This is a genomic window from Serratia sp. Ae19-1, from assembly GCF_059801225.1.
In genome coordinates, this window is record NZ_JBCHWD010000008.1 from 101,595 (window position 1) to 124,940 (window position 23,346).

The 23,346-nt window shown below is 62.4% G+C and carries 23 protein-coding genes; 7 read left to right on the forward strand and 16 right to left on the reverse strand.

Features of this window, described 5'->3' with window-relative positions:
- Positions 1-147: 147 nt before the first annotated feature.
- Positions 148-1,614: a MocR-like pyridoxine biosynthesis transcription factor PdxR gene (gene pdxR / locus AAIE04_RS20760; RefSeq protein ID WP_498577627.1), complete on the forward strand. Its 1,467-nt coding sequence runs from the start codon at positions 148-150 to the stop codon at positions 1,612-1,614.
- On the opposite strand, the gene AAIE04_RS20765 is transcribed toward pdxR (AAIE04_RS20760), so the two are convergent.
- From AAIE04_RS20765 to AAIE04_RS20780, 4 genes are read right to left on the reverse strand one after another with little or no spacing between them, the layout of a single operon-like run.
- Positions 1,611-2,111: a protein disulfide oxidoreductase gene (locus tag AAIE04_RS20765; protein WP_019453759.1), complete on the reverse strand. Its 501-nt coding sequence runs from the start codon at positions 2,109-2,111 to the stop codon at positions 1,611-1,613. The two genes, pdxR (AAIE04_RS20760) and AAIE04_RS20765, sit on opposite strands and share 4 nt — an antisense overlap.
- On the reverse strand, positions 2,104-2,820 hold the full coding sequence (locus AAIE04_RS20770) for a DsbA family protein (RefSeq protein WP_019453760.1): 717 nt from the start codon (positions 2,818-2,820) through the stop codon (positions 2,104-2,106). Before AAIE04_RS20770 ends, AAIE04_RS20765 begins: the two co-directional genes overlap by 8 nt.
- Positions 2,817-4,853: a protein-disulfide reductase DsbD family protein gene (locus AAIE04_RS20775; RefSeq protein ID WP_498577628.1), complete on the reverse strand. Its 2,037-nt coding sequence runs from the start codon at positions 4,851-4,853 to the stop codon at positions 2,817-2,819. The genes AAIE04_RS20770 and AAIE04_RS20775 overlap by 4 nt, the downstream gene beginning before the upstream one ends.
- Positions 4,854-4,902: 49 nt before the next feature.
- Complete coding sequence (locus AAIE04_RS20780; protein ID WP_019453762.1) at positions 4,903-5,265, reverse strand: hypothetical protein; 363 nt, start codon at positions 5,263-5,265, stop codon at positions 4,903-4,905.
- 205 nt (positions 5,266-5,470) lie between these two features.
- Here AAIE04_RS20780 and flk point away from each other — a divergent pair, with 205 nt between their 5' ends.
- Complete coding sequence (flk, locus tag AAIE04_RS20785) at positions 5,471-6,499, forward strand: flagella biosynthesis regulator Flk (RefSeq protein ID WP_498056770.1); 1,029 nt, start codon at positions 5,471-5,473, stop codon at positions 6,497-6,499.
- A 4-nt stretch (positions 6,500-6,503) separates the two neighbouring features.
- Here the strand turns inward: flk and AAIE04_RS20790 are convergent, their stop codons facing one another.
- On the reverse strand, positions 6,504-6,959 hold the full coding sequence (locus AAIE04_RS20790; RefSeq protein WP_019453764.1) for a rhodanese-like domain-containing protein: 456 nt from the start codon (positions 6,957-6,959) through the stop codon (positions 6,504-6,506).
- Positions 6,960-7,052: 93 nt separating this feature from the next.
- Between AAIE04_RS20790 and pdxR (AAIE04_RS20795) the strand changes: the two genes are divergently transcribed.
- On the forward strand, positions 7,053-8,489 hold the full coding sequence (gene pdxR, locus AAIE04_RS20795; RefSeq protein WP_498577629.1) for a MocR-like pyridoxine biosynthesis transcription factor PdxR: 1,437 nt from the start codon (positions 7,053-7,055) through the stop codon (positions 8,487-8,489).
- A gap of 26 nt (positions 8,490-8,515) precedes the next feature.
- On the opposite strand, the gene AAIE04_RS20800 is transcribed toward pdxR (AAIE04_RS20795), so the two are convergent.
- On the reverse strand, positions 8,516-9,412 hold the full coding sequence (locus AAIE04_RS20800) for an endonuclease/exonuclease/phosphatase family protein (RefSeq protein WP_498577630.1): 897 nt from the start codon (positions 9,410-9,412) through the stop codon (positions 8,516-8,518).
- A gap of 217 nt (positions 9,413-9,629) precedes the next feature.
- Here AAIE04_RS20800 and pepT point away from each other — a divergent pair, with 217 nt between their 5' ends.
- Entirely contained in the window at positions 9,630-10,877 is a 1,248-nt protein-coding gene (pepT, locus tag AAIE04_RS20805; RefSeq protein WP_498577631.1) for a peptidase T, read from the forward strand.
- Here pepT and AAIE04_RS20810 read toward each other — a convergent pair.
- On the reverse strand, positions 10,874-11,986 hold the full coding sequence (locus AAIE04_RS20810) for an SLC13 family permease (protein WP_197668088.1): 1,113 nt from the start codon (positions 11,984-11,986) through the stop codon (positions 10,874-10,876). The two genes, pepT and AAIE04_RS20810, sit on opposite strands and share 4 nt — an antisense overlap.
- Before the next feature lie 154 nt (positions 11,987-12,140).
- On the opposite strand from AAIE04_RS20810, the gene apbE reads away from it, so the two are divergent.
- Positions 12,141-13,172 (forward strand): FAD:protein FMN transferase ApbE, encoded by a 1,032-nt coding sequence (gene apbE / locus AAIE04_RS20815; RefSeq protein WP_063919796.1) that lies wholly within the window; start codon positions 12,141-12,143, stop codon positions 13,170-13,172.
- A gap of 62 nt (positions 13,173-13,234) precedes the next feature.
- Here apbE and AAIE04_RS20820 read toward each other — a convergent pair whose 3' ends face one another.
- Positions 13,235-13,456 carry a putative periplasmic lipoprotein gene (locus tag AAIE04_RS20820; protein ID WP_004936201.1) on the reverse strand — a complete coding sequence of 74 codons (222 nt, stop codon included), beginning with the start codon at positions 13,454-13,456 and terminating at the stop codon, positions 13,235-13,237.
- Between the two features lie 212 nt (positions 13,457-13,668).
- Positions 13,669-14,889 carry a beta-ketoacyl-ACP synthase I gene (fabB, locus tag AAIE04_RS20825; protein ID WP_016926857.1) on the reverse strand — a complete coding sequence of 407 codons (1,221 nt, stop codon included), beginning with the start codon at positions 14,887-14,889 and terminating at the stop codon, positions 13,669-13,671.
- Positions 14,890-15,059: 170 nt separating this feature from the next.
- Between fabB and mnmC the strand changes: the two genes are divergently transcribed.
- Positions 15,060-17,081, forward strand: coding sequence for a bifunctional tRNA (5-methylaminomethyl-2-thiouridine)(34)-methyltransferase MnmC2/FAD-dependent 5-carboxymethylaminomethyl-2-thiouridine(34) oxidoreductase MnmC1 (mnmC, locus tag AAIE04_RS20830; protein WP_498577632.1), 2,022 nt, complete (start codon positions 15,060-15,062; stop codon positions 17,079-17,081).
- Positions 17,082-17,122: 41 nt separating this feature from the next.
- On the opposite strand, the gene AAIE04_RS20835 is transcribed toward mnmC, so the two are convergent.
- The 6 genes from AAIE04_RS20835 to prmB all read right to left on the reverse strand — a co-directional run bounded on the left by AAIE04_RS20835 (position 17,123) and on the right by prmB (position 21,811).
- Positions 17,123-17,404: a YfcL family protein gene (locus AAIE04_RS20835; RefSeq protein ID WP_016926855.1), complete on the reverse strand. Its 282-nt coding sequence runs from the start codon at positions 17,402-17,404 to the stop codon at positions 17,123-17,125.
- A gap of 32 nt (positions 17,405-17,436) precedes the next feature.
- Positions 17,437-17,994, reverse strand: coding sequence for an elongation factor P hydroxylase (locus AAIE04_RS20840; RefSeq protein WP_063919797.1), 558 nt, complete (start codon positions 17,992-17,994; stop codon positions 17,437-17,439).
- Between the two features lie 91 nt (positions 17,995-18,085).
- Positions 18,086-18,892 carry a sulfite exporter TauE/SafE family protein gene (locus AAIE04_RS20845; protein ID WP_019453773.1) on the reverse strand — a complete coding sequence of 269 codons (807 nt, stop codon included), beginning with the start codon at positions 18,890-18,892 and terminating at the stop codon, positions 18,086-18,088.
- Between the two features lie 3 nt (positions 18,893-18,895).
- Complete coding sequence (gene mepA / locus AAIE04_RS20850) at positions 18,896-19,723, reverse strand: penicillin-insensitive murein endopeptidase (RefSeq protein WP_025160158.1); 828 nt, start codon at positions 19,721-19,723, stop codon at positions 18,896-18,898.
- A gap of 5 nt (positions 19,724-19,728) precedes the next feature.
- Positions 19,729-20,814: a chorismate synthase gene (gene aroC, locus AAIE04_RS20855; protein ID WP_019453775.1), complete on the reverse strand. Its 1,086-nt coding sequence runs from the start codon at positions 20,812-20,814 to the stop codon at positions 19,729-19,731.
- Between the two features lie 64 nt (positions 20,815-20,878).
- On the reverse strand, positions 20,879-21,811 hold the full coding sequence (gene prmB, locus AAIE04_RS20860) for a 50S ribosomal protein L3 N(5)-glutamine methyltransferase (protein WP_025160157.1): 933 nt from the start codon (positions 21,809-21,811) through the stop codon (positions 20,879-20,881).
- A 170-nt stretch (positions 21,812-21,981) separates the two neighbouring features.
- On the opposite strand from prmB, the gene smrB reads away from it, so the two are divergent.
- Positions 21,982-22,512, forward strand: a complete 531-nt coding sequence (smrB, locus tag AAIE04_RS20865; protein ID WP_498577633.1) for an endonuclease SmrB — start codon at positions 21,982-21,984, stop codon at positions 22,510-22,512.
- Positions 22,513-22,578: 66 nt separating this feature from the next.
- Here the strand turns inward: smrB and sixA are convergent, their stop codons facing one another.
- Entirely contained in the window at positions 22,579-23,061 is a 483-nt protein-coding gene (sixA, locus tag AAIE04_RS20870; protein WP_033639751.1) for a phosphohistidine phosphatase SixA, read from the reverse strand.
- Positions 23,062-23,346: the final 285 nt, after the last annotated feature.

A 23,346-nucleotide genomic window follows, 5' to 3' on the forward strand; every position in this document is an offset into this window, starting at 1 on the left:
ACATACTCAGGCACACAGTGTAACGCGGCCATTTTTTCCCACTATAGCCACTTTACGGCGTTGTCATGCAGGCCACTTTTCGGCGCTTGAAGGCTTGTTGACATGGGGTATAGTAAAAATCACTCTCCATAACCGAGCCAATTTCGCATGCATATCCCGTTAGATCGCGAGCAGGATGTTCCGCTCTATTTGCAGATCGAAGAAGCGTTGCGGCGCGCCATCCTCACCGGCGTGTTCGTCGATGGCGACAAACTGCCCTCGACGCGCACGCTGGCGGCCGAACTGGCGGTCAGCCGTTTGACGGTGGATAACGCCTACGCCGAACTGGCGGCCAAAGGATTTCTGCACCAGCGGCGCGGCAGCGGCGCCTATGTCGCCCATCCGCAGACGCAGGCGCGCCCGACCCGGCCGAGCAGCGATACGCCTTTCCCGCTGGAGAGTTTCACCACCCTCACCTCGCGGCTGGACGGCTACGCCGACGCGCCGCTGCCGGAGGGGCTGATCAACTTCGCCGCCGGCGTCGGCAGCCCTAAGGTGTTTCCGCTGGAGGCGTTTCGCAAAGTGCTGCTGTCGGTGCTCAGCCGCCATGCGGAAGAGGCCTTCAGCTACGGCGAATACTGCGGCTACTACCCGCTGCGCGATACGCTGAGCCGCATCCTCAGCGCCCAGGGCATCCCCACGCAGGCGGAACAGGTGCTGATCACCAACGGTTCGCAGCACGCCATCAGCCTGGTGGTGCAAAGCCTGCTGGCGCCGGGCGATACGGTGATCGTCGAAGAACCGACCTACGCTGAAGCACTGGGCCTGCTGCGCCAGCACCGCATCAATATCGTCACCGTGCCCGGCGACCGCCACGGCATGCGGGTGGATTTGCTACCGGAGTTGTTGGAACGCCACCGCCCCAAACTGATCTATACCATCCCGAACTTCCACAATCCGACCGGCCGCTGCCTGAGCGAGGCCCGCCGGCGGCGCCTGCTGGCGATCGCCCAACAGGCCGGCGTGGTGATCCTGGAGGACGACTTCGTCGGCGATCTGCGTTATCAGGGCAAACAGCTGCCGTCGCTGCGCGCGCTGGCGCAGCCGGGCGCGGTGATCTACGTCAGCACCTTTTCCAAGATGCTGCTGCCCAGCATGCGCATCGGCTATCTGGTGGCGGACAGCGAACACTATCAGCGCTTCGCGCGGCGCAAGCACGTCGATAGCTTCACCAGCTCCAGCCTGATCCAGCGGGCGCTGGACGCCTTCGTCACCGTCGGCCGTTACGACAAACAGCTGCGGCGCGCCGGGCGCGTCTATCGCCGCCATCTGGACGTGATGGTCGACGCGCTGCAACGACGGTTGCCGCCGGGGTGCCGCTTCGAAACGCCGCAGGGGGGATTGTTTATCTGGCTGACGCTGCCTGAGGCGGTGACCACCGCCGAACTGATGCCGGTGGCCTGGCGGTACGGCGTCACCTTCGCGCGCGGTGAATGCTTTTACGCTCAGGAACAGCTGGGCGCACACGGCCTGCGGCTGAACTTTGCCGCCAACTCGCCGCCGCAGATTGAAGAAGGAATCGCCCGGCTGTGCCGGGCGATTGAGGAGGTAATAACGGAGAAAAACGCCGGTTAGACGGCGGCCCACCACAGCCGTAGCTTCATGCCCCAGTAGCTGGTCCAGCCGGTGGTGCTTTGCACCACCTTGCCCTGCGAGATCACCACGAAGGTCGGCGTGACGCCAATCCGCCACTGCGCCGACAGCGCGCCGGCCGGATCGTTGACCACCGGCAGCGCCAGCCGTTTGCGCGCCAGCCACTGCTTCACCTGGGCATCGTCACCCGAGCGCAGCGCGACGGTCAGCACGTTGCCGCCCGCCGCCTGCAAGCGGGCGACGTCCGGCGTGGTGAAGCGGCAAACGCCGCACCAACTGGCCCAGAAGTAAACCAGCAGCGGCCGATCGTGGCTGAGCTGCGCCAACGACACCTTCTCGCCGTCCAGCGTGGTCAGCGTCTGGGCATCGAAGGCCGGCGGCGCCTGCGGCGCGTTCAGCCAATCCATCACCGTCACCACCGCCAGCGCGATCAGCGCCAGCAGCAACAACTCGCGCCCCCAGCGCTTGAGCTTAGCCATTTTTGGCCTTCGCCAGCTGCTGTTTCACCATCGCTTCCAGCTCTTCATACGACACCGCTCCCGGCAACATCCGATCGCCGATCAGCGTCGCCGGCGTCCCCTGCACGCCCAATTGCTCCGCCAATTCCATATTGGTGCGCAGCGTGGTCATGCTCTGTTCGCTGGGCGCCACCGCCTTGACGCCGGTTTTCTCTTGCGCAGCGGCGATGCTGGCGTTGTCATGGAAGCCTTTTTTCGCCATCAGCCGCTGGTGCAAGGCCCAGAATTGATCCGGGTGCTGTTGCCAGGTGGTGAGCGCCACGCGCGCCGAACTGACCGAGCTTTCGCCCTTGAACGGCAGCAGTTTCACCACCAGCGCCACATCCGGGTATTGCTTGACAATCTTCTCCAGCATCGGATCAAAACGCTTGCAGTACGGGCAGTTATAGTCGGTAAAGGTCACCAACGTCAGTTTGGGATTGGCGGCGCCCAGACGCGGGCTGGCCGGATCCTGGTACAGCGTTTTGGCATTCTGCTTGATAGCCTGGCTGATTTGCTCGCCAGCGGTTTGCTGCTGCCAGGCGTCCACCGCCTGCGCCAGAATGTCCGGATTGGACACCAGCGTTTCACGGATCATCTCTTTGATACGCGCCTCTTGCGCCGGAGTGAAAGGTTCGGCGGCCCACGCCGGGGCGGCGATAATCATCAGTAAAATCAGTAATTTTTTCATTTTTCGGTTCCTTTGGCATCGGAAAGCGTTTGCAGCACGGCGTCACGGGTCAACAGCGGGGATAACACCACGCCGTCCGGGCTGCCGGGGCCATAGATTTGGTTGAAGGGCACGGCGACGCTGCCGCGCTTTTGCAGAAAGGTGCTGATGTCGGCCGACGGACGGCTCCAATCGCCGCGCAGCGCAACCACATCGTCGGCGCTCAGCGCTCGCTGCACGTCATCACGCAACAGCACATTGAATTTGTTGGCCTTACAGGTCACGCACCAGTCGGCGGTCACATCGACGAACACTCGCTTATGCTGGCCCAGCGCCTCGGTAATCGCCTGTTCGCTCAGCGGTTGCCACGGCACCCGATCCTGCAACGGCTGGCGCCACAGGCCGGCGGTCAGCGATCCCGCCAGCAGGGCCACGCCCGCCAACACCAACGTGCCCACCGCCAGTTTGGCCGCCAACCGCGCCCCCTGTTGACGCCATACCGCCAACAGCAACGTCAGCAGCGCCAACGCCCCCAGCCACAGCGTGGCCTGCGCGCCGATATGATTGCTCAGCAGGCTCAGCAGCCACAGCGACGACGCCAGCATCAGCAGCCCCATCGCCAGCTTGACGGTATTCATCCAGCGGCCGGGGCGCGGCAACCGCAGCGCCAGCGACGGCCAGGCGGCAATCAGCAGCCACGGCAGGCTCATGCCGATGCCGAGCGCAATGAACATGCCCCACAGCACCGGCAGCGACGCCGCCAACGCGAAGGCCACCGCCGTGCCGAGAAACGGCGCCGAGCACGGCGTCGCCAGCAGCGTAGCGAAAGCACCCTGCCAAAAATGGCCGCTCAGACCGTGCCCGTTATGGGTCGCCAGTGACGTATTCAGATCGGACGAGAGGCGCAGATGGAACAGACCGAACAGGTTGGCGCTGAACAGCAGCGTCACCAGCACCATAAAGCCGATAAACCACGGATTCTGGAACTGAATGCCCCAGCCGAGCGCATGGTTGCCGAGCCGCAGCAGCGTCATCAGCAAGGCCAGCGCCATAAACGAGGCGACGATGCCCAGCGACGACGCCAGGAACTGCAAACGCACGCTGCGCCGATCGCGCCGCTCCACCTGCAGGATCGAACCGAGTTTGATGCCCAGTACCGGCAGCACGCACGGCATCAGGTTGAGGATCAACCCGCCCGCCAGCGCCATCAATACCGCCTGCCATAGCGGGAACGCCGCAGCGGCGGGCGCGACCAGCGGATCGCCAATCGGCAGCGTGATCTGCTGCGCCATACCGCCGTTGTCGATCACCAACGTCAGCGTTTTGCCGCGCAGATCCGGCGCCGCATCGCCCCAGCCATCGCTGACCGGCACTCGCGCCAGCAGTTGAGCACCGTCGGTCTCGACCTGCGGCTTGCCGAGATCGGCATCCGCCAGCGTATCGAAGAACAGCGCAGGCTGCCGCCAACCGGCGGCGCGTTCGGCGGCAATCTGCAGCTCGCCGCTGCGGTAACCGGCCTTGACGCTCTCCACCACCCCGGCGGCGATCGGCACCTGCCCCATCGCCTGTGCGAAGTCGTGGTTAAACTGAGGATCGTTCGGCGTCGTCAGATCCAGGCTGAACGGGTAGTCGGTCAGAATGCAGACATTGCTGCAGGTGGATAGCGTCAGGGTGCCCGCCAGCGGGCCGGATACCTGACCTGGCATCACGATCGGCAGCGTGACCCGATCGTGATAGCCCTGGGTGGAAATGCCGGCCACCTCGAAACGCTGCGGCGTCGGCCAGTGCCAGGTCGCCGGCGGCGGGTTGCCTTGCCAGACTATCGCCGGCGCGATGCCGCCTTCGCCCGGGGAGCGCCAATAGGTTTTCCAGCCTTTTTGCAGCTCGACCGACAGCAGCAGACGGGTCTCCCCCGGCTGTGACGTGTCGGCACGCAGCCGCACCTTGGCATGATCGTTGGTTGGATTTTGCAGCCAGCCGCTGTCCGCCGCCTGTGAAGCAGGCAGCCACAGCATAAACAGGCAAGCGCAGGCCAGCCTGATGATTTTCAACATGTTAATTCTCCATAAATGATTAATTCACCGCGAAAAACGGGCGATTAACTCATTCACGGAAGACGCATAATCGAAGGTGCACCCTGAGGGTGGGCGGTGAAATGGCGCGAGGAGGAGGAATGCGCAGGCGCGCAGCGATGGTCGGTGCCAACAGAACCAGCAGCAAGCCCAATCCGAACAGCACGGCTTCGAACATCACCGGCGGCGCGGCCAGCAATGACTTGGCGCTCAGCTCACAGGGCGTCGGCTGCGCTTCGGCGGCCTCATCGCCGGATTGAACGGCGGTGGCGGCCGGGATCCCCAGCGTTTGCTGCAGCGCATGCAGGCCAGCCATGCGCTGGGTCATGCACGTCAGCACCACCAGACAAGCCAGGCATAAAAACCATTTTGCAATCCGCTGCCGTTTAACCATGCCATCCTCACGTTCAGGTCTGCGGTTATCTTAGCGGCGCAGGCGCGATTAGCAACGTTTTGTCGGTAAAGAAATGTCTGGGCGGCGGTATTGATGGTGGCGATTTACAGGTATCATAGTCAGTAAGCCTGCGCTTTTCGCCGGGTACCATGATGATTCTCTCCTCCAGGCACCCTGCGGGGATACACAGCGAAGGACTGGTGATATGCAACCTTTGAGTGGGCCGGGCGCCCCAATCGCCGGCGAACGCCCTCCCTCCCCGGGCAAAACGGCGGCCACTGACGATCAACCCCTCTCTCCGGCACAGCGCACGACGCTGGAAAAGCTGATCGTGAAAATCATGACGCTCAGCCCGACAAAATCGGCCGAGATCTGGGCCTCGCTGCGCCACGATCTCGGCGCCGACAACGGCGGTGAACTGCTGGCGCGCCATTTTCAACCCGCGGAACAGCTGCTGCAAACGCGCCTGGCACAGGCGCAGCAAAACCATGCCGGGCGCCAGCTGCTGCAACAGCTGGCCGAATTGCTGCCGCAGGGCAACAATCGCCAGGCGGTCAGCGATTTTATTCGTCAGCAGTTTGGCCACACGGTGCTGAGCCAATTGAGCCCACCGCAACTGCAGCAGGTGCTGAATCTGCTGCAGACCGGCGGCCTGACCATTCCCCAGCCGCAGCAAACCGCCACCAGCGATCGCCCGCTGCTGCCCGCAGAGCATCAAAGCCTGCAACAGCAGGTCACCAAACTCAGCGCCGCCACCGGCGAAGCGCCGGCTAAAATCTGGCAAACGCTGTTCGATCTGGCGGGCGTAAAAACCAACGATCCGCTGCCGGCGCGCCACTTCCAGCTATTGAACCAGTTCTTGCAGGTGAAGGTGGCACTCAGCCCTCAGAGCGCGCCGACGCTGAACAACCTGTTGGCGGCGCTCAAACAGCCGGCGGATGAACAAGAGCTGCAGCAGATGAACGACTACTGCCAGGTGCGCTTCAACTGCGGCGCCAATGCGCCGCTGACGCATCCGCAAATGAGCGACGCCATTCATCAGCTGTTTGCCCGCCGTCTGGATAAGGCCGGCCAGGCCCAGCCTATCGTCAGCCACTCTGTCGAGCCGCAGCCGCTGCTCAATCCGCTGATCGCCGCCCTGCCTCTGCCGCTGCAAAAAGCGCTCAGCAAGCCCGCCGTGGCGCTGATCCTGCTGCTGCTGGCGCTGGCGGTCGTGCTGGCGTTGGTGTTTTAACGCCTCAGGCGCAGCCGCAATCCACGGCGGCCGCCCTATCACGCAGCGATCCCGGCTGCTCGCCGATGGCCAACGGATGGCCGTCGCGCAGCCAGAAATCCAACCCGCCGATCAGCTCCTTGACCCTGAACCCCAGCTTCGCCAGCTTGTAAGCGCCTTTGGTTGAGCCGTTGCAGCCGATGCCGTCACAGTAGGTCACATACACCTTTTGGCGATCCAGGTGCGCCGTGCCGGCTTGGTCCATCAGGCGATGCGGCAAACTGAACGCGCCGGGGATATGCCCGGCGGCGTACAGCGCCTCCGCGCGGGTGTCGATCACCACTATCCCATCCTCGCCATTGCGCAGATCTTCCGCCACGTCCCAGGCATCCGCATAGCGGCTCAATTTAGCCGCCAGGTAGGCCAGGCTCTCTTCCGGCTCCGCCGGCGGAAAAGCCAGCACCAATGATTCTTTCGACATTCCGCTCACTCCCACGCATCAAGACAGATGACAATAGTGCCCCATTTTGGTCTTATGATTGATACCCATTTATCACCCATGACAAGACCCATTATGCGGCACACGCTGATCACGCTGTTTCAGCAATCGCCCCACGCTGCCGGCACGCTGCGCGATCGCCTGTGCGGCGCATTGCGGCAGGCCATCCATCACGGCGCATTGGGCGTTGGGCAACGGCTGCCTTCCAGCCGGGTGCTGGCGGGCGATCTGAACCTCTCAAGGGTGACCGTCGAAGCCGCCTACGGCCAGCTGGAGGCAGAGGGATACTTGCAGCGCCGCGTCGGCCAGGGAACGTTCGTGGCGATCCGCATCGCCAAATCGCCGACGACGACGGCGCGCGGCACCGGCATGCCGCGCCTTTCGCGGCGCGGCCAACAGATCGTGCAAACCGGCGGTTGCCGCGATCCGCAACATCCCCAGGCCTTCGCTGCCGGCTCGCCGGACCTGCGTGCGTTTCCGCTCGCCTTGTGGAAGCAACTGACCGCTCAGCGCCTGCGTCTTCAGGGAGAAAGCCTGCTGCGCTACGGCGATCCGCAGGGCTATTTGCCGCTGCGCGAAGCGATCGCCGCCCACGTTAACCAAACGCGCGGCGTAGTCTGCGATGCACGGCAGGTTATCGTGCTGACCAGTTCACAGCAGGCGCTGCAGCTGATCGCCACGTTGTTGCTGGACGGCGGCGACAGCGTCTGGATGGAAGAGCCGGGCTACGCCGGAGCAAGAAACGCCTTTATCAGCGCCGGCGCGGCCCTGACGCCGGTCGCGGTGGACAGCGACGGTCTGCGGGCTGAGCCGCCCTTGCCCGATCCGCGTTTGATTTACCTGACGCCCTCGCACCAATACCCAACCGGCGCGGCGCTCAGCCTGGCGCGTCGGTTGGCGTTGCTGGCGCTGGCCGAACGGCAACAGGCCTGGATCATCGAGGACGATTACGACAGCGAGTTTCACTATGACGGCCTGCCGATACCGGCGATGCAGGGCCTGGATCGCTGCGGCCGGGTGCTGTATCTCGGCACCTTCTCCAAGTCGCTGTTCCCTTCCCTGCGGCTGGCGTATCTGATCGTCCCGCCTGCGCTGGTCGCCCCCTTTGTCACCGCGCGCACGGTCTATGACGGCCACAGCGCGCAGCTGATGCAGGCGGTTACCGCCGAGTTCATCCGCCAGGGGCACTTCGCCGCGCATATCCGCTACATGCGCCAGCTCTACCGCAGCCGGCGCGATGTGTTGCTGGCGGAAATGCGCGAAAAACTGAGCCACTTCGCCACGCCCATTCCCGCCGCCGGCGGCCTGCAGCTCAGCGTTTGGCTGCCACCTGGCCAGGAGTCGGCGCTCAGCCGGCAGGCGCGACGGCTCGGCATTCTCACGCCCGGGCTTTCGGCGCAGTACCAAACGACGCAGGCGCAGCGCGACGGGTGGCTACTGGGCTTTTCGGCTCTCACGCCGGGCGAGATCCGCAGCGCCGTCGAGCGGCTGGCGCGGATCGCCGTGGATTAGCCAGGCCCGACGGGGAGCCGGCCGGCTTATTGCTCGGTCAGGCGCATCTCCGCCACCAACGGCAGGTGGTCGCTCACCGCCGGCCAGTGAATGCCATTCCAATCGCCGCCGGCGTTCGGCACCGTCAGGCTGTCCAGATGCCAACGCTGCGCATTGCCGCTAAAGATGTAATCCACCTTGATTTCGGCGTTTTCCGCCGGCCAGCTGCGGCCATCCTGCCCGTTAGGCATGATGTCGTTCCAATAGCGGCTCAGCTCCAGCCAGGTCACGCTGCCCGGCACGTCGTTCATGTCGCCGAACAGCAGCTTGATGCCGCGCACTTCGATGGTGCGATCGTTCAGCTCCCGCACCTGATCCAGGCGCATCGTCGGATCTTCCTTGGTATCGAGGTGGGTGTTGAACAGGGTGATCGGCGCCGGGAATTCCGGCACGTCGACCTTGGCGCTGAAGGCGATGCGCTGTTCGCGCTGGCCGGACGGCAACGGATAGATCACGGCGTCGTGCAGCGGATACTTCGACAGAAACGCCAGGCCATATTCACCGCCGTCGAAATCGATCGCCCGGCCGAACACAGCCTGCATGCCGGTCAGCTTCGCCAATTCCGCCGCCTGATCGACACGGCCGCTGCGGACGGTGAGTTTATCCACCTCTTGCAGCGCCACCACGTCGACATTCATAGCGCGAATCGCCTTGGCGATGGCGGTCATGTCGCTGACCTTGCCGGCGGCGATGTTGAAGCTGGCGACGCGGATCTTCGGCGCCTGCTCCAGTTCGTAAGTTTTATTTTTCAGGCCGCCCAACGCGCTGGCCACTTCGCGGCTGTTGGCGTTGCTGTTGGCGTGCCCGGTATCGGCGGACGACCAGGCGCTGTGAGAGATGCCCAGGGACAGTAAGGTGATGAGCAAAGCGTGACCGGTGTGCATGAATTCTCCTTGAGGGACAGATAAGTGTTATGCGGGCGCTTCCCGGCCCACAGCTAACACCGATTTTGCCGCAGAAACCTGCGACTATTTCCTAGTTGCGCCGCTATTTTTCGTTTCTGCGCGATGCTTCGCATTCTGATGGTTTACGCATTGCACCGTTGGACAAACGGCTGATTTCGTTTTAAAACCGGTAGATTGCCAACCGCGAGGAGTCCCGATGACCAGCCCGATTGCCGAACAGCTCACCGAACGTTTCTTCCGCTACCTGGCGGTGACCAGCCAAAGCGATGCCACCGCAACCGCCCTGCCCAGCACGCCGGGGCAACATGAGATGGCGCAACTGCTGGCGGACGAACTGCGCCGGCTCGGCCTGGCCGACGTGCAGATCGACGAGCACGCCACCGTGACCGCCCGCAAGCCCGGCACCCAACCCGGCGCGCCGCGCATCGGCTTCATCACCCATATCGACACCGTAGACGTTGGCCTGTCACCGGAGATTCGCCCGCAGCGCCTGCGCTTCACCGGCGAAGATTTATGCCTGAACGCCGAGCAAGACATCTGGCTGCGCACCGCCGAGCATCCGGAGATCCTGCCCTACCGGAACGAAGAGATCCTGTTCAGCGACGGCACCAGCGTGCTGGGCGCCGACAATAAGGCGGCGGTCACCGTGGTGATGACGCTGCTGGCCAACCTGACCGCAGCCGATCGCCACGGCGACATCGTGGTGGCGTTCGTGCCGGACGAAGAGATCGGCCTGCGCGGCGCCAAGGCGCTGGATCTGCAGCGTTTCGCCGTCGATTTCGCCTATACCATCGACTGCTGCGAACTGGGTGAAGTAGTGTACGAGAACTTCAACGCGGCGGCGGCGGAGATCCGCATAGAGGGGGTAACCGCGCACCCGATGTCGGCGAAAAACGTATTGATCAACCCGATACGCATCGCCAACGACATCATCAACCGATTTGACGTGCACGACACCCCGGAACACACCGAAGGGCGCGAGGGTTATTTCTGGTTCACGGATCTGGCCGCCAACGCCAATCAGGCGACGCTGAAGGTGTCGATTCGCGACTTCGATCGGGCGGCGTTCGAGGCGCGTAAAGCCCGCCTTGAGGAAACGGTGCGTCAGGTGGCGGCCAACTATCCGCGCGCCAATGTCAGCTGCCGCGTCAGCGACATCTACAGCAACATCAGCAACGCCATCGGCGAAGACCGGCGCGCGATCGATCTGATCTTCGGCGCCCTCGCCGCCCACGGCATCCCGCCGAAGGTGATCCCGATGCGCGGCGGCACCGACGGCGCGGCGCTCTCGAGCCGCGGAATCCTGACGCCCAATTATTTCACCGGCGCGCACAACTTCCATTCGCGCTTCGAGTTTTTACCCGTCAGCGCCTTCGTGAAATCCTATCAGGTGACCCGCAGCATTTGCCTGCTGGCCGCGCGGCAGAGCGGCAATCAGGGTTAGCTTAACAGCCAACCGATCAGGGCGGCCCACGCCAGCAGCGGCAGCGAGTAGTAGTGGAAACGCAGCCAAATCTTGCGCTCCCCCGCCATTCGCAGCGCAATCAGGTTGGCGAGCGATCCGATCGCCAACCCGAAACCGCCGGCGTTGACCGCATAGGCCAGCTGCGCGCTGGAAGGCACGTAGTTGAGCAGCAAGATTGTAGCCGGCACGTTGCTGACGATCTGCGACAGCCCGACGCCCAGCGCATATACCCCGCCGTCGTTCAGCCCGGCGATGGCGGCGAACGCCGGTTGAAGCGGCGGCAAGCGGGTGAACAGGCCAACATCGATGAACATGGCGGCGAACACGAAAATCAGGCTCCAGTCGATCTGCAACAGCACCCGGCGCGCCAGCAGCAAAAAGCCGGCGAATACCGCCAGCAGCCCATACAGCGGCAGACCGATATCGAGGCACAGCAGAAAGATCGCATACAACGCCACGCAGCTCAGCAACAGCGGCCGTTGATAGGGATAACCCTCGGTATTCGGCGTTTTCACGATCTCGCGCGCCGGGAAGCTGAACCAGGTCAGCGCCAGCAGGCTCAGCATCATCGCGGTGCCAAACGGCGCCATCTGGCCGATGAAGCCGAGGAAAGAGAGGCCGGAGCGGCTCCACAGCAGGATATTTTGCGGGTTGCCGATCGGCGTCAGCAATGAGCCGGCGTTCACCGCCAGCGCCTGGAAGATGATCAAACGCCCAATCGGCAGCGCCGACAGCTTCTTCAGCGTGATGGTGAGCGGAATGACGATAAACAGCGCCACGTCGTTGGTTAGAAATGACGACAGCAGCGCGGCGGAAAACACCAGGAACAGCGCCAGCCGCCGTTCGCTGTGCAAGCGGTTGATGATCTTGCGGCCGACGAAGTCGAAATAGCCGCTGACCTCAACGCCCTTGGTCAGCAACATCAGCCCCAACAGGGTGATGATAGTGCGGCCGTCGATAAAATCGCTCAGCGCCGACAGCGGCTGCGGATGAAAGGCGAACATCGCTGCGCCAGCCAGCAGCAACGCATGCAGGAAACGGTCTTTGACAAAGGGATGGATAAGCCGGGAAATGGCGGTTGAACTCATGGCGGCAGCTCGAAACCTCAGCGAAAAGCATGGGCAAGACGTTAGCTCAGGCGCGGCCTCAGCGCCAGTAAAATGCTATTTTACCTTTATCCGCTTTCCATTTGCCGCGCTTTACTTTATTTGTAGCGGCTTTCCCGTTTTCAAAGGACATGTTATGGCTTCCCTGTTCGCCAAAGGGGCGCTGCTGAGCGCCTTATGCGCCCTGCTCGCCGCCTGCGACGATGCCTCCACCCGCCCGCAAATCGATATCGACGGCAAGACCATGGGCACCTTCTACAGCGTAAAAGTCAGCGGTGACGTCGCGATCGGCAAGCAAGAACTGCAGCGGCAGATAGACAAAGTGCTCGAGCAGGCCAACGACGATATCTCCACCTACCGCGCCGACTCGGTGCTGTCGCGGTTTAACCACAGCGCCAGCCTCGAGCCGCAGCCGATCCCGCGCGGCATGGCGGACATCGTGTTGATGGCCCAACGCATCGGCCGCGATACCGGCGGCGCCATGGACATCACCGTCGGCCCTTTGGTGAATCTGTGGGGATTCGGCCCCGACAAACATCCGGTCAAGGTGCCGGAACAGGCGCAAATCGACGCGGCGAAGCAGCGCATCGGCCTGCAGCACCTGAAACTGATAAGCGACAATCGTGGAGAGTGGCTGCAGAAAGATCTGCCGGACATGTATGTCGATCTTTCGACCCTGGGCGAAGGCTATGGCGCCGATGAACTGGTGCGCCTGATGAACCGTAACGGCATTACCAACTACCTGGTGTCGGTGGGCGGTGCGGTCTCTTCACGCGGCGTCAACGGCCAGGGAAAACCCTGGCGGGTGGCGATCCAGAAGCCGACCGACCGTGAAAATGCGGTGCAGGCGCTGGTGGATCTGCACGGTTACGGCATCAGCACCGCCGGCAGCTACCGCAACTACTTCGAACAAAACGGCCAGCGCTACTCCCATGTCATCGATCCGAGCACCGGCAGGCCGATCAACCATCGACTGGTTTCCGCCACGGTCATAGCGCCGACCGCGCTTGAGGCCGACGGCTGGGATACCGGCCTGATGGTGCTGGGCACGGAGAAAGCCTTGAAGCTCGCAGAGGAGAAAGGGCTGGCGGTCTACCTGATCAGTAAAACCGATGACGGTTTCAGCGCCGTGATGACGCCGCAATTCAAGGCGTTTTTGGTGCAGTAAGATAAAAAAGCCCGGCGCGCAATGGCCGGGCTTGTTGCATGCGCTCGCAGGCGCCGCGCCGATTACTTGGTCAGCGCGATGATGCCGAGGGTCAGACCGGCAACCGCCGCCGCACCGCCGGCGATCGCGCCTGCGGTTTCCCAGTTATCCTGAGTGGTGCCTTTCATACAGGTGTTGGTGTGCACCAGACGTCCCTGGTCATCGTAGACCGGAACGCAGGGAGAATCGGTGGCGCATCCGGCCAACACGGCCGACAGTAACCCAACCGCAATTAACTTTTTCATACTTCTTGCCTCAATGTTCGATCACTTTAAAAAGCCACACCGAGCGATTATCACGCTACCCGGCTATTGTATGCCCAACGCATGTAATGGCGAGGTAATGATGTGTCAGGGGATGTGATTTGGGAAAACTCCGAGCGCCCGGCGGGCGGGCTTCGGGCAGTAAAAAGCCCGCGAAAACGCGGGCTTGATGGCGAGATGGCGCTCAGGCGGGATTATTTCGCCAGTTTGCGCATCACCAGGGTGGCGTTGGTGCCGCCGAAGCCGAAGCTGTTGGACATCACGGTGGTCAGCTCGCGCTGGGTCGGCTGAGTCACGATGTTCATGCCGGCCGCCTGCTCATCCAGAGTTTCGATGTTGATGCTCGGCGCGATAAAGCCGTGCTCCAGCATCAGCAGGCTGTAGATCGCTTCCTGCACGCCTGCGGCGCCCAGCGAGTGACCGGTCATCGCCTTGGTGGAGGAGATAGCCGGGGTATTGTCGCCGAACACTTCGCGGATCGCGCCCAGCTCTTTCACGTCGCCTACCGGTGTGGAAGTGCCGTGCACGTTGATGTAGTCGATCGGCGCATCCAGATCCTGCATCGCCATCTTCATGCAGCGCACCGCGCCTTCGCCCGATGGCGCAACCATGTCGGCGCCGTCAGACGTTGCGCCGTAGCCAACGATTTCTGCGTAGATGTGCGCGCCGCGCGCCAGCGCGTGCTCCAGTTCTTCAACCACCACCATGCCGCCGCCGCCGGCGATGACGAAACCGTCACGATCGGCGTCGTAGGTACGGGAGGCTTTTTCCGGCGTATCGTTGTACTTGGTGGACAGCGCGCCCATCGCGTCGAACTCGCAGGCCATTTCCCAGCACAGCTCTTCGCCGCCGCCGGCAAACACGATGTCCTGTTTGCCCAGCTGAATTTGCTCAACCGCGTTGCCGATGCAGTGTGCGGAGGTCGCGCAAGCGGAGCTGATGGAGTAGTTCACGCCGTGGATTTTGAACGGCGTCGCCAGGCAGGCGGAAACGCCGGAAGCCATGGCTTTGGTCACCACGTAAGGGCCAACCGCTTTCAGACCGCGCGGGCTGCGCATCGCATCGGCGCCGAACACCTGGAAGCGCGGAGAACCGCCGCCGGAACCGGCGATCAGGCCCACGCGTGGGTTGTTTTGATACTCTTCTTCCTTCAGGCCGGAAGAAGCGATCGCTTCTTGCATCGCCAGGAAGGCATAGATGGAAGCGTCGCTCATGAAACGCACCGCCTTGCGGTCGATCAGGCCGGTCGTGTCGAGCTTAACTTGCCCCCATACGTGACTACGCATGCCGGAATCTTTCAGCTCCTGGGAGAAAGTGATCCCAGAACGTCCTTCCTGCAGGCTTGCCAGGACCTCCTGCTGGTTATTACCAATGCTGGAGACAACTCCCAGGCCAGTAATCACTGCACGTTTCATTCAATACCTCTTCCACTATTTACCTACGGGATTTTGCATCGCACTTTAGCGTACAGATGTAAGCCGAACAAGTCCGATCAGCGTTTTTCAGCTTTATTGTTGTCCAGTTTGCGCCGGGGCGCCAGCGCCGTTAGAATTCGCGGCATCCCTTGAATTTCGAGCCATTGACCGTGAACCACTCCCCCATCCAAACCGCAACGCTAACCTGGAACGAACAGGGTACACCTGTTTCGAAACAGTTTGATGACGTCTATTTTTCCAATCAGGATGGGCTGGAAGAAACCCGTTACGTCTTCCTGCACGGCAACCGGCTGCCGCAACGTTTCGCCACCCACCCGCGTTCGCTGTTGGTGGTGGCGGAAACCGGGTTCGGCACCGGGCTGAATTTCCTCACGCTGTGGCAGGCCTTCGCCGGCTTCCGTCAGGCCGAGCCGGACGCCGCACTGCAGCGCCTGCACTTTATCAGCTTCGAAAAATTCCCCCTGCAGCAGGCTGACCTGGCGGCGGCGCATGCGCGCTGGCCGGAGCTGGCGCCTTATGCCGACGAACTGCGCGCCCAATGGCCGCTGCCGCTGCCGGGTTGCCATCGCCTGCTGTTGGCCGAAGGCCGCATTACGCTCGATCTGTGGTTCGGCGACGTCAACGAACTGTTGCCGCAGTTCGACGCCAGCATGAATAACCAGGTCGATGCCTGGTTCCTCGACGGCTTCGCGCCGGCAAAAAATCCCGACATGTGGACCGAGCAACTGTTCGCCGCCATGGCGCGCTTCGCTCGGCCGGAAGGCAGCTTTGCCACCTTTACCGCCGCCGGCTTCGTGCGCCGCGGGTTGCAACAGGCCGGTTTTCAGGTCAACCGCTGCAAAGGCTTCGGCCAAAAGCGTGAGATGCTCGCCGGTTGCCTGCCCGCCGATGCGCAGCCCGCTCCCCACCCGGCGCCCTGGTATCGGCGTCCGGCGGCGGACAACACCGCCGATATCGCCCTGATCGGCGGCGGTGTCGCCAGCGCGCTCACCGCGCTGGCCCTGCTGCGGCGCGGCGCCAGCGTCACGCTGTACTGCGCCGACGAGCAGGCGGCCGAGGGCGCATCCGGCAACCGCCAGGGGGCGATTTATCCCCTGCTGAACGGCAGCGGCGACGCGCTGGAGAGCTTCTTCAGCGCCGCGTTTCCCTTCGCACGCCGCCAATACGACGCCCTGCTGCAACAAGGCGTCGCCTTTGATCACCAATGGTGCGGCGTCAGCCAGTTGGCCTATGACGAAAAGAGCGGCGCCAAGATCGCCAATATGCTGAAAACCGACTGGCCGCCGGCGCTGGCGATGGCGGCCGACCGCGAGACGCTCAGCGAACTGTGCGGCATCGATACCGGCTTTGGCGGCATCACCTACCCGCAAGGCGGCTGGCTCTGCCCGGCCGAGCTGACGCGCGGCGCTATCGCGCTGGCGCAGCGTCAGGGCCTGATCTGCCGCTACCGGCACGATGCGCAGGCGCTGACGCGTGAAGAAAACGGCTGGCGTATCAACTTCACCAACGGTGACAGCCATCGTCATGCCACGGTGATCCTGGCCAACGGGCACCGGTTAGCCGAGCTGGCGCCGACAGAGGCTCTGCCGCTGTACTCGGTGCGCGGGCAGGTATCGCATATCCCGACCTCACAGGCGCTCGGCCAACTGAAACAGGTATTGTGCTATGACGGCTATCTGACGCCGGTCAACGTCAACAACGGCCAGCACTGCATCGGCGCCAGCTACCAACGCGGCGACACCGCCACCGACTACCGCGAGCAGGAGCAGCAGGATAACCGCGAACGCCTGCTGCGCTGCCTGCCGGAACAGGCCTGGCCGCAGCAGGTTGACGTCAGCGCGCATCAGGCGCGTTGCGGCGTGCGCAGCGCCACTCGCGATCATCTGCCGATGGTCGGCGCGCTGCCGGACTATCAGGCTACGCTAATGCAGTATCAGGATTTGCAGCGGCAGAACCAGCGCGGTGAAACCGTCGCCGATGCGCCGGTTTATCCCGGCCTGTTCGCTATCGGCGGATTAGGCTCGCGCGGCTTGTGCTCGGCGCCGCTGGCGGCGGAAATTCTGGCGGCGCAGCTGTTCGGCGAGCCGTTGCCGGGCGATGTGCAGTTGCTGGCGGCGTTGAATCCGAATCGGATGTGGGTGCGGAAACTGCTGAAAGGACGTGCGGTTTAATCAACCCTAAGGGGCGCGGCAATCGCGCCCCGGCATAACGGTCAAGCGGCGGGCGTTGCCGCCTGATAGAGGTTTTCCCACATGCCACGCACCAGGATCTGATCCGGCGGCGAGAGCTCCCCGGCGGCAATCGCCTTGTGCAGGCTCTCTTCCACCCGCGCTTTCAACGCTTCGGCGGTGTGCTCGCCCTGCTCTTCCGCTTCGGCCACCGCCAGCGTCAGATGACCGCGCAGGTAGCCACCGGCAAACAGTTCATCATCGCTGGCGTGCTCTACCATGTCATCAATCAGCGCCAAAATGCGCGCTTCAAATTCTGCGATCATCAAATTTCCTCATTAAATAACGGGCTGTGGCGTCAGTTGAGATCTTCCGGATACGGAAAATGCTCGGCCGCCAACGGTGGCGTATTGTAGAACGATTGCAACGCCTGAATAAAGCGCGCAGGCCGTGTGGGTATTCCCTGCTCCAGCAGCGTCAATACCCGGGCGCGCACCTTGCGCTGGAACGCGATGCGGTCCGGCTCGCAGTCGCCGTTCAGGTTGTCGCAGCTGACGTTGAACGGGAAACCGGCCGCCATGCAAAACATCCATTCCAACGCCTGCGGTTTGATCTCCACCGCTTCGAATTCACTCTGGGTTTGCGCGTCGCGCCCGTCCGGGCAATACCAGTAACCGAAGTCCACCAATTGGCGGCGCGCTTCGCCGGCGATGCACCAGTGCGAGATTTCGTGCAGGCCGCTGGCGTAAAAGCCGTGGGCGAAAACGATGCGGTGATACGGCAGTTCGTCGTCGGCCGGCAGGTAGATAGGCTCGTCGTCGCCCTTCACCAGGCGAGTGTTGTAATCATCGCTGAAACACCGATTGAAGATCTCGATCAGCTGTTCATAGTGATGACGGGTCTGCGTGTCTGACATAAAAAACCCTATAACCACAAAAATAAAGAGGCCATTATACCCGATAACCAGCGGGGGGATATGGGCGCATAACAGACGCCCATTTTCATCGTCAACCGTGCGTGAAGGCAGTCAACCACTGCTGAATCTCCGCGCCGTGGTTGTCGTACAGCAGCTTGAGGCTCATCACCAGCGAGACGATCACGATCATCGGCCGAATCAGTTTCTGCCCGCGGGTCAGCACCATGTGCGCGCCCAAACGCGCCCCCAGCACCTGCCCCACCAGCATCACCAAACCGATGCTCCACACCACCTTACCGCCGATGATGAACAGCGTCAGCCCGCCGACGTTGGAGGTGAAGTTCAGCACCTTGGCGTGCGCCGTAGACTTGGCGAGGTTAAAGCCGCACAGCGTCACATAGGCCAGCGCGTAGAACGATCCGGCGCCGGGGCCGAAAAAGCCATCGTAGAATCCGACGCAACCGCCGGCCACCAGCCCGAACGGCAAGGCGCCGAGGCGGCGTTGACGATCTTCCTCACCCAATCGTGGCATCAGCAGGAAATAGAGACCGATGCCGATCACCAGCAGCGGCAGCATCTGCCGCAGCAGATCGGCGCGCATATGCTGCACCAGAATGGCGCCGACGATCGAACCGATCAGCGTCAGAAATATCGTCAGCTTCTGGTCATTGAGGTTCACCGCACGCCGGCGAATAAAGTACAGGCTGGCGGAGAAAGAACCGCCGACCGACTGCAGTTTATTGGTCGCCAGCGCCTGCGCCGGAGGAACCCCCACCGCCAGCAAGGCCGGCACCGTCAGCAACCCGCCGCCGCCGGCGATGGAGTCGATAAACCCCGCCAGCAGCGCTACCGCAAACAACACCCCGAGCATCTCAGGGCCGATGACGAACCAGTCCATGTGTTATTCCGCTGAGAAATGGTGATCCAGCAATGCCTGACAGGTCGGCGGTAACGGCGGCGGCACGGATTTGCCCGGCTTCGCGTTCGGCTGATGCGGCACGAACCAGCTCGCCAGTTCAGCACCGCAGCCGTCACCCGGTGGCGGCGTATCCTGCTCCTGGCACTCTAGGCTGCCGGCCGGACAACGCAGGCGCACATGCATGTGCGCGCGATGGCCGAACCACGGCCGCACCTTGTGCAGCCAGGCGCGATCGGCACCGGCATCCAGGCACAGACGCTGCTTGATCGCCGGGTTGACGAAGATGCGCGTCACCTCCGCATCCTGCGCCGCCAGCTTGATCAACGACTCAATCTGCGGCTGCCATTGGCTCGCCACCACCTGCTTGCCATCGCCTGACACCAGGTCGATCGGCTGCGGTTTCAGCAATTGCTGCGCGCTCCAGCGTTGGCGCGGCAGCTGCAGCCAAATGTCGACGTCGAGCCCCGACTGATGGCTGGCATGGCCGCTGCTGAAGCGCCCACCGGCCGGCATCGCCATATCGCCGATCAGCACTGTACCCAGCGCTTTCTGGTTCGCCTGGCTGCTGAGGCGCTGAATGAACGCCAGCAGATCCGGGTGACCGAAATAACGGCGTTGGTCGGTACGCATCACCTGGTAGTTCGGTGAATTCAGCGGCAGAGGCTGCGCGCCGATGATGCAGCCGTTGGCGAAACCGCCCACCGCCTGCGGCGCGCCGGCCACCGGATGGTCGATTTTCTGCCACGGCGTCAGCGCCATGGCGGAAGCGGAGGCCGTCAGGGCCAGCAGACCCAACATCCAGTTTTTCATGGTGATTACCAGCGAGGCACGTCGGAAACCACATCACCGTTTTGCGCGCGCTGGCGCAGCAGGTGATCCATCAATACGATCGCCATCATCGCTTCGGCGATCGGCACGGCGCGGATGCCCACGCACGGATCGTGGCGGCCACGGGTGACCATTTCCACCGCTTCGCCCTGGCGATTGATAGTGCGACCCGGCACCATGATGCTGGAGGTCGGCTTCAGCGCCAGATGCGCGATCACCGGTTGGCCGCTGCTGATACCGCCGAGAATGCCGCCGGCATGGTTGCTCTGGAAGCCTTCCGGGGTGATTTCGTCGCGGTTTTCGCTGCCGCGCTTGGTCACCACGGCGAACCCGTCGCCGATCTCCACGCCTTTCACCGCGTTGATGCTCATCAGCGCGTGCGCCAGATCGGCGTCGAGGCGGTCAAACACCGGCTCGCCCAGGCCAACCGGCACATTTTCGGCAATCACGCTGACCTTGGCACCGATAGAGTCGCCCTCTTTTTTCAGCGCGCGCATCAGTTCGTCCAGCGCTTCCAGCTTGTCCGGATCCGGGCAGAAGAACGGGTTCTGTTCGACCTGCTCCCAATCTTTCAGCTCGCAGGTCACGTCGCCGATCTGCGCCAGATAGCCGCGCACCTGCACGCCGAATTTCTGCTGCAGGTATTTCTTGGCGATAGCGCCCGCCGCGACGCGCATGGCGGTTTCACGCGCCGAAGAACGGCCGCCGCCGCGATAGTCGCGCAGACCGTATTTCTGTTCGTAGGTGTAGTCGGCATGCCCTGGACGGAACACGTCTTTGATGGCGCTGTAGTCTTGCGAACGCTGATCGGTGTTCTCAATGATCAGACCGATGCTGGTACCGGTGGTTACGCCTTCGAATACACCGGAGAGAATGCGCACCTGATCCGGTTCGCGGCGCTGGGTGGTGTAACGCGAGGTGCCCGGACGACGGCGGTCCAGATCGTGCTGCAAATCGGCTTCGGTGAGCGGAATGCCGGGCGGCACGCCATCGACGATACAACCCAGCGCCACCCCGTGAGATTCACCGAAGGTGGTGACGCGGAAAATCTGCCCAATACTGTTTCCTGCCATCACGGCTCCTTACCGTTAGTCTTTTATCGTTATGAGGCCCGCCGTGCGGGCCTGGAAATGCGGCTTAGCTGCGATAGAGGCTGAAGTGATCCTTGCAATCCACCAGCTGCTGTTTGGTCAGCATGAACACGCCGTCGCCGCCGTTTTCGAACTCCAGCCAGGTGAACGGAATGTCCGGATATTGTTCCATCAGATGTACCATGCTGTTGCCCACTTCACAAATCAGCACGCCGTCGTCGGTCAGGTAGTCCGGCGCGCAGGCCAGAATGCGGCGCACCAGCTTCAGGCCGTCGCTGCCTGCAGCCAGGCCCAGTTCCGGCTCGAAGCGGAACTCCTGCGGCAGATCGGACATGTCTTCCGCATCGACGTACGGCGGGTTGGTGACGATCAGATCGTACTGGATCGCGGGAACGTCGCGGAACAGATCGGAACGGATCGGGATCACCTGGTGCTCGACGCCGTGCGCCTGAATATTGCGCTCGGTCACCGCCAGCACCTCGCTGGAGATGTCCACCGCGTCCACTTCCGCTTCCGGGAAAGCGTAGCCGCAGGCGATGGCGATGCAGCCGCTGCCGGTACACATGTCGAGAATATGGCGCGGCGGATGCGGGATCAGCGCGCTGAAACGATCGTTGATCAACTCACCGATCGGCGAACGCGGCACCAGCACGCGCTCGTCGACGTAAAATTCCATGCCGCAGAACCAGGCCTTGTTGGTCAGATAGGCGACCGGAATGCGCTCGTTGACGCGGCGGATCACGCGCTCAACGATGCGATGGCGCTCGCTGGAGGTCAGACGAGCGGTGTGCATGTCCTCCGGAATGTCCAACGGCAGGAACAGGCTTGGCAGCACCAATTGCACCGCTTCGTCCCACGGATTGTCGGTTCCGTGACCATAATAGATATTGGCGGCGTTGAAGCGGCTTACCGTCCAGCGCAGCATATCTTGAATGGTGTGCAGTTCGTTCACTGCTTCGTCGACGAAAATTTTGTCCAATTTGCCCTCCGGCAGGCGCTGTGTTTCATGATTTAGCCGCATAGTTTGCCATGAAGCCCGCGACAAATCACGCTCGCCCCTCGCGCTTTTCACTCTGGCCCGAGTTTTGCGTCGACAGCGCTCATTCACAAGGTAAACTAGCGAAATAAACGATTTCCGGTGAATGAAGCATGAAGAACAAGCCCCCTCTGAACAAAGACGAACAACAGCTCTTCAGAGAGTCGGTGGCGGGCGCAAAAAAACTGCGCCAGGACACCATCGTCCACCGCCCGCCGAAGCCCAAGATCAAACAGATTGCGCCGCAGCGGCTGCTGCAGGAGCAGGTCGATGCCAGCTATTATTTTTCAGATGAATACCAGCCGCAGCTGGAAGAGGAAGGCCCGACGCGCTACGTGCGCCCCGGCAGCAGCCCGTATGAGCTGAAGAAGCTGCGACGCGGCGATTATTCGCCGGAGCTGTTTTTGGATTTGCACGGCCTGACCCAGCTGCAGGCCAAGCAGGAACTGGGGGCGCTGATCGCCGCCTGCAAGCGCGAGCACGTGCACTGCGCCTGTGTGATGCACGGGCACGGCAAACACATCCTCAAACAGCAAACGCCGCTGTGGCTGGCGCAGCACCCCGACGTGCTGGCGTTCCACCAGGCGCCGAAGGAATGGGGCGGCAATGCCGCCATCCTGCTGCTGGTGGAGCTGGCGGAATAGCGCTGCACAGAAACGACTCAGGGCGATGTCAGACATCGCCCTGAGTTTATTTTCGCACCGCGCGGCTCAGACCTTGGCCATTACCTGCGACGGGCTGACTTGCCATTCAAACTTGCCGTAGCTGCCGTCCGCCGGCAGATCGACATTGGCGATCGCCGAGGTCGCGAACATCGGCGGGCACTCGCCCGGGCACAGTTCGGCCACCAGATACCCCACCAGCGGCAGGTGCGACACGATAAGCACCGAGTTCACCCCTTGCATCGCCAGCGCCTGCAGATAGCTGCCGACCTGTTCGGCGTTGCCGCCCGGGGTCAGCTCGGGCAGCACTTCTTCGCCCTCCGGCAGCGTCAAGGCTTCACGCACCGTCGCCAGCGTCTGTTCGGCCCGCAGATAAGGGCTGACCAGCACGCGTTCAATATCCACAGACTTGGTGTTCAACCAGGCCGCCATCTGACGGGACTCGTCGCGGCCGCACAGGGTAAGGGGCCTTACCGCATCGCTGGCTGCCTCGAGCGCCGCCTCTCCGTGACGCATAATCAAAACTTGCATATTGCACCGCTGTTGTTGACAAAGTAACGCTATACAGAAACGCCGTGCGTGCTGTACCGCCGAGTTTTACAACCCCAAAGCCAAAGCTTTAAAACGATAACGCGCCGTCTCTTTATGGCGGCCGGGCATTTTGCCTGAAAGTTTGCCTAAAGAAAATGCTGTTTTTTACAGCAACCCTCCCCTGGCAAACCCTGATTGCTCACAGAACAATCAATTCAACAGGTTAAATTTTAACCTCGCCGCCATGAAATTTATTGATGGCGGTCAAGCTAACTTACCGCTGCC

Coding starts and splice junctions, on each gene's coding strand:
- mepA (WP_025160158.1), bottom strand. CDS start 19,723: ATGAAAAACTGGATGTTGGGTCTGCTGGCCCTGACGGCCTCCGCTTCC.
- apbE (WP_063919796.1), top strand. CDS start 12,141: ATGGCTTCCCTGTTCGCCAAAGGGGCGCTGCTGAGCGCCTTATGCGCC.
- AAIE04_RS20770 (WP_019453760.1), bottom strand. CDS start 2,820: ATGAAAAAATTACTGATTTTACTGATGATTATCGCCGCCCCGGCGTGG.
- sixA (WP_033639751.1), bottom strand. CDS start 23,061: ATGCAAGTTTTGATTATGCGTCACGGAGAGGCGGCGCTCGAGGCAGCC.
- pepT (WP_498577631.1), top strand. CDS start 9,630: ATGACCAGCCCGATTGCCGAACAGCTCACCGAACGTTTCTTCCGCTAC.
- AAIE04_RS20800 (WP_498577630.1), bottom strand. CDS start 9,412: ATGCACACCGGTCACGCTTTGCTCATCACCTTACTGTCCCTGGGCATC.
- pdxR (WP_498577627.1), top strand. CDS start 148: ATGCATATCCCGTTAGATCGCGAGCAGGATGTTCCGCTCTATTTGCAG.
- aroC (WP_019453775.1), bottom strand. CDS start 20,814: ATGGCAGGAAACAGTATTGGGCAGATTTTCCGCGTCACCACCTTCGGT.
- AAIE04_RS20820 (WP_004936201.1), bottom strand. CDS start 13,456: ATGAAAAAGTTAATTGCGGTTGGGTTACTGTCGGCCGTGTTGGCCGGA.
- AAIE04_RS20780 (WP_019453762.1), bottom strand. CDS start 5,265: ATGGTTAAACGGCAGCGGATTGCAAAATGGTTTTTATGCCTGGCTTGT.
- fabB (WP_016926857.1), bottom strand. CDS start 14,889: ATGAAACGTGCAGTGATTACTGGCCTGGGAGTTGTCTCCAGCATTGGT.
- AAIE04_RS20775 (WP_498577628.1), bottom strand. CDS start 4,853: ATGTTGAAAATCATCAGGCTGGCCTGCGCTTGCCTGTTTATGCTGTGG.
- AAIE04_RS20840 (WP_063919797.1), bottom strand. CDS start 17,994: ATGTCAGACACGCAGACCCGTCATCACTATGAACAGCTGATCGAGATC.
- AAIE04_RS20835 (WP_016926855.1), bottom strand. CDS start 17,404: ATGATCGCAGAATTTGAAGCGCGCATTTTGGCGCTGATTGATGACATG.
- pdxR (WP_498577629.1), top strand. CDS start 7,053: ATGCGGCACACGCTGATCACGCTGTTTCAGCAATCGCCCCACGCTGCC.
- smrB (WP_498577633.1), top strand. CDS start 21,982: ATGAAGAACAAGCCCCCTCTGAACAAAGACGAACAACAGCTCTTCAGA.
- AAIE04_RS20810 (WP_197668088.1), bottom strand. CDS start 11,986: ATGAGTTCAACCGCCATTTCCCGGCTTATCCATCCCTTTGTCAAAGAC.
- flk (WP_498056770.1), top strand. CDS start 5,471: ATGCAACCTTTGAGTGGGCCGGGCGCCCCAATCGCCGGCGAACGCCCT.
- AAIE04_RS20790 (WP_019453764.1), bottom strand. CDS start 6,959: ATGTCGAAAGAATCATTGGTGCTGGCTTTTCCGCCGGCGGAGCCGGAA.
- AAIE04_RS20845 (WP_019453773.1), bottom strand. CDS start 18,892: ATGGACTGGTTCGTCATCGGCCCTGAGATGCTCGGGGTGTTGTTTGCG.
- AAIE04_RS20765 (WP_019453759.1), bottom strand. CDS start 2,111: ATGGCTAAGCTCAAGCGCTGGGGGCGCGAGTTGTTGCTGCTGGCGCTG.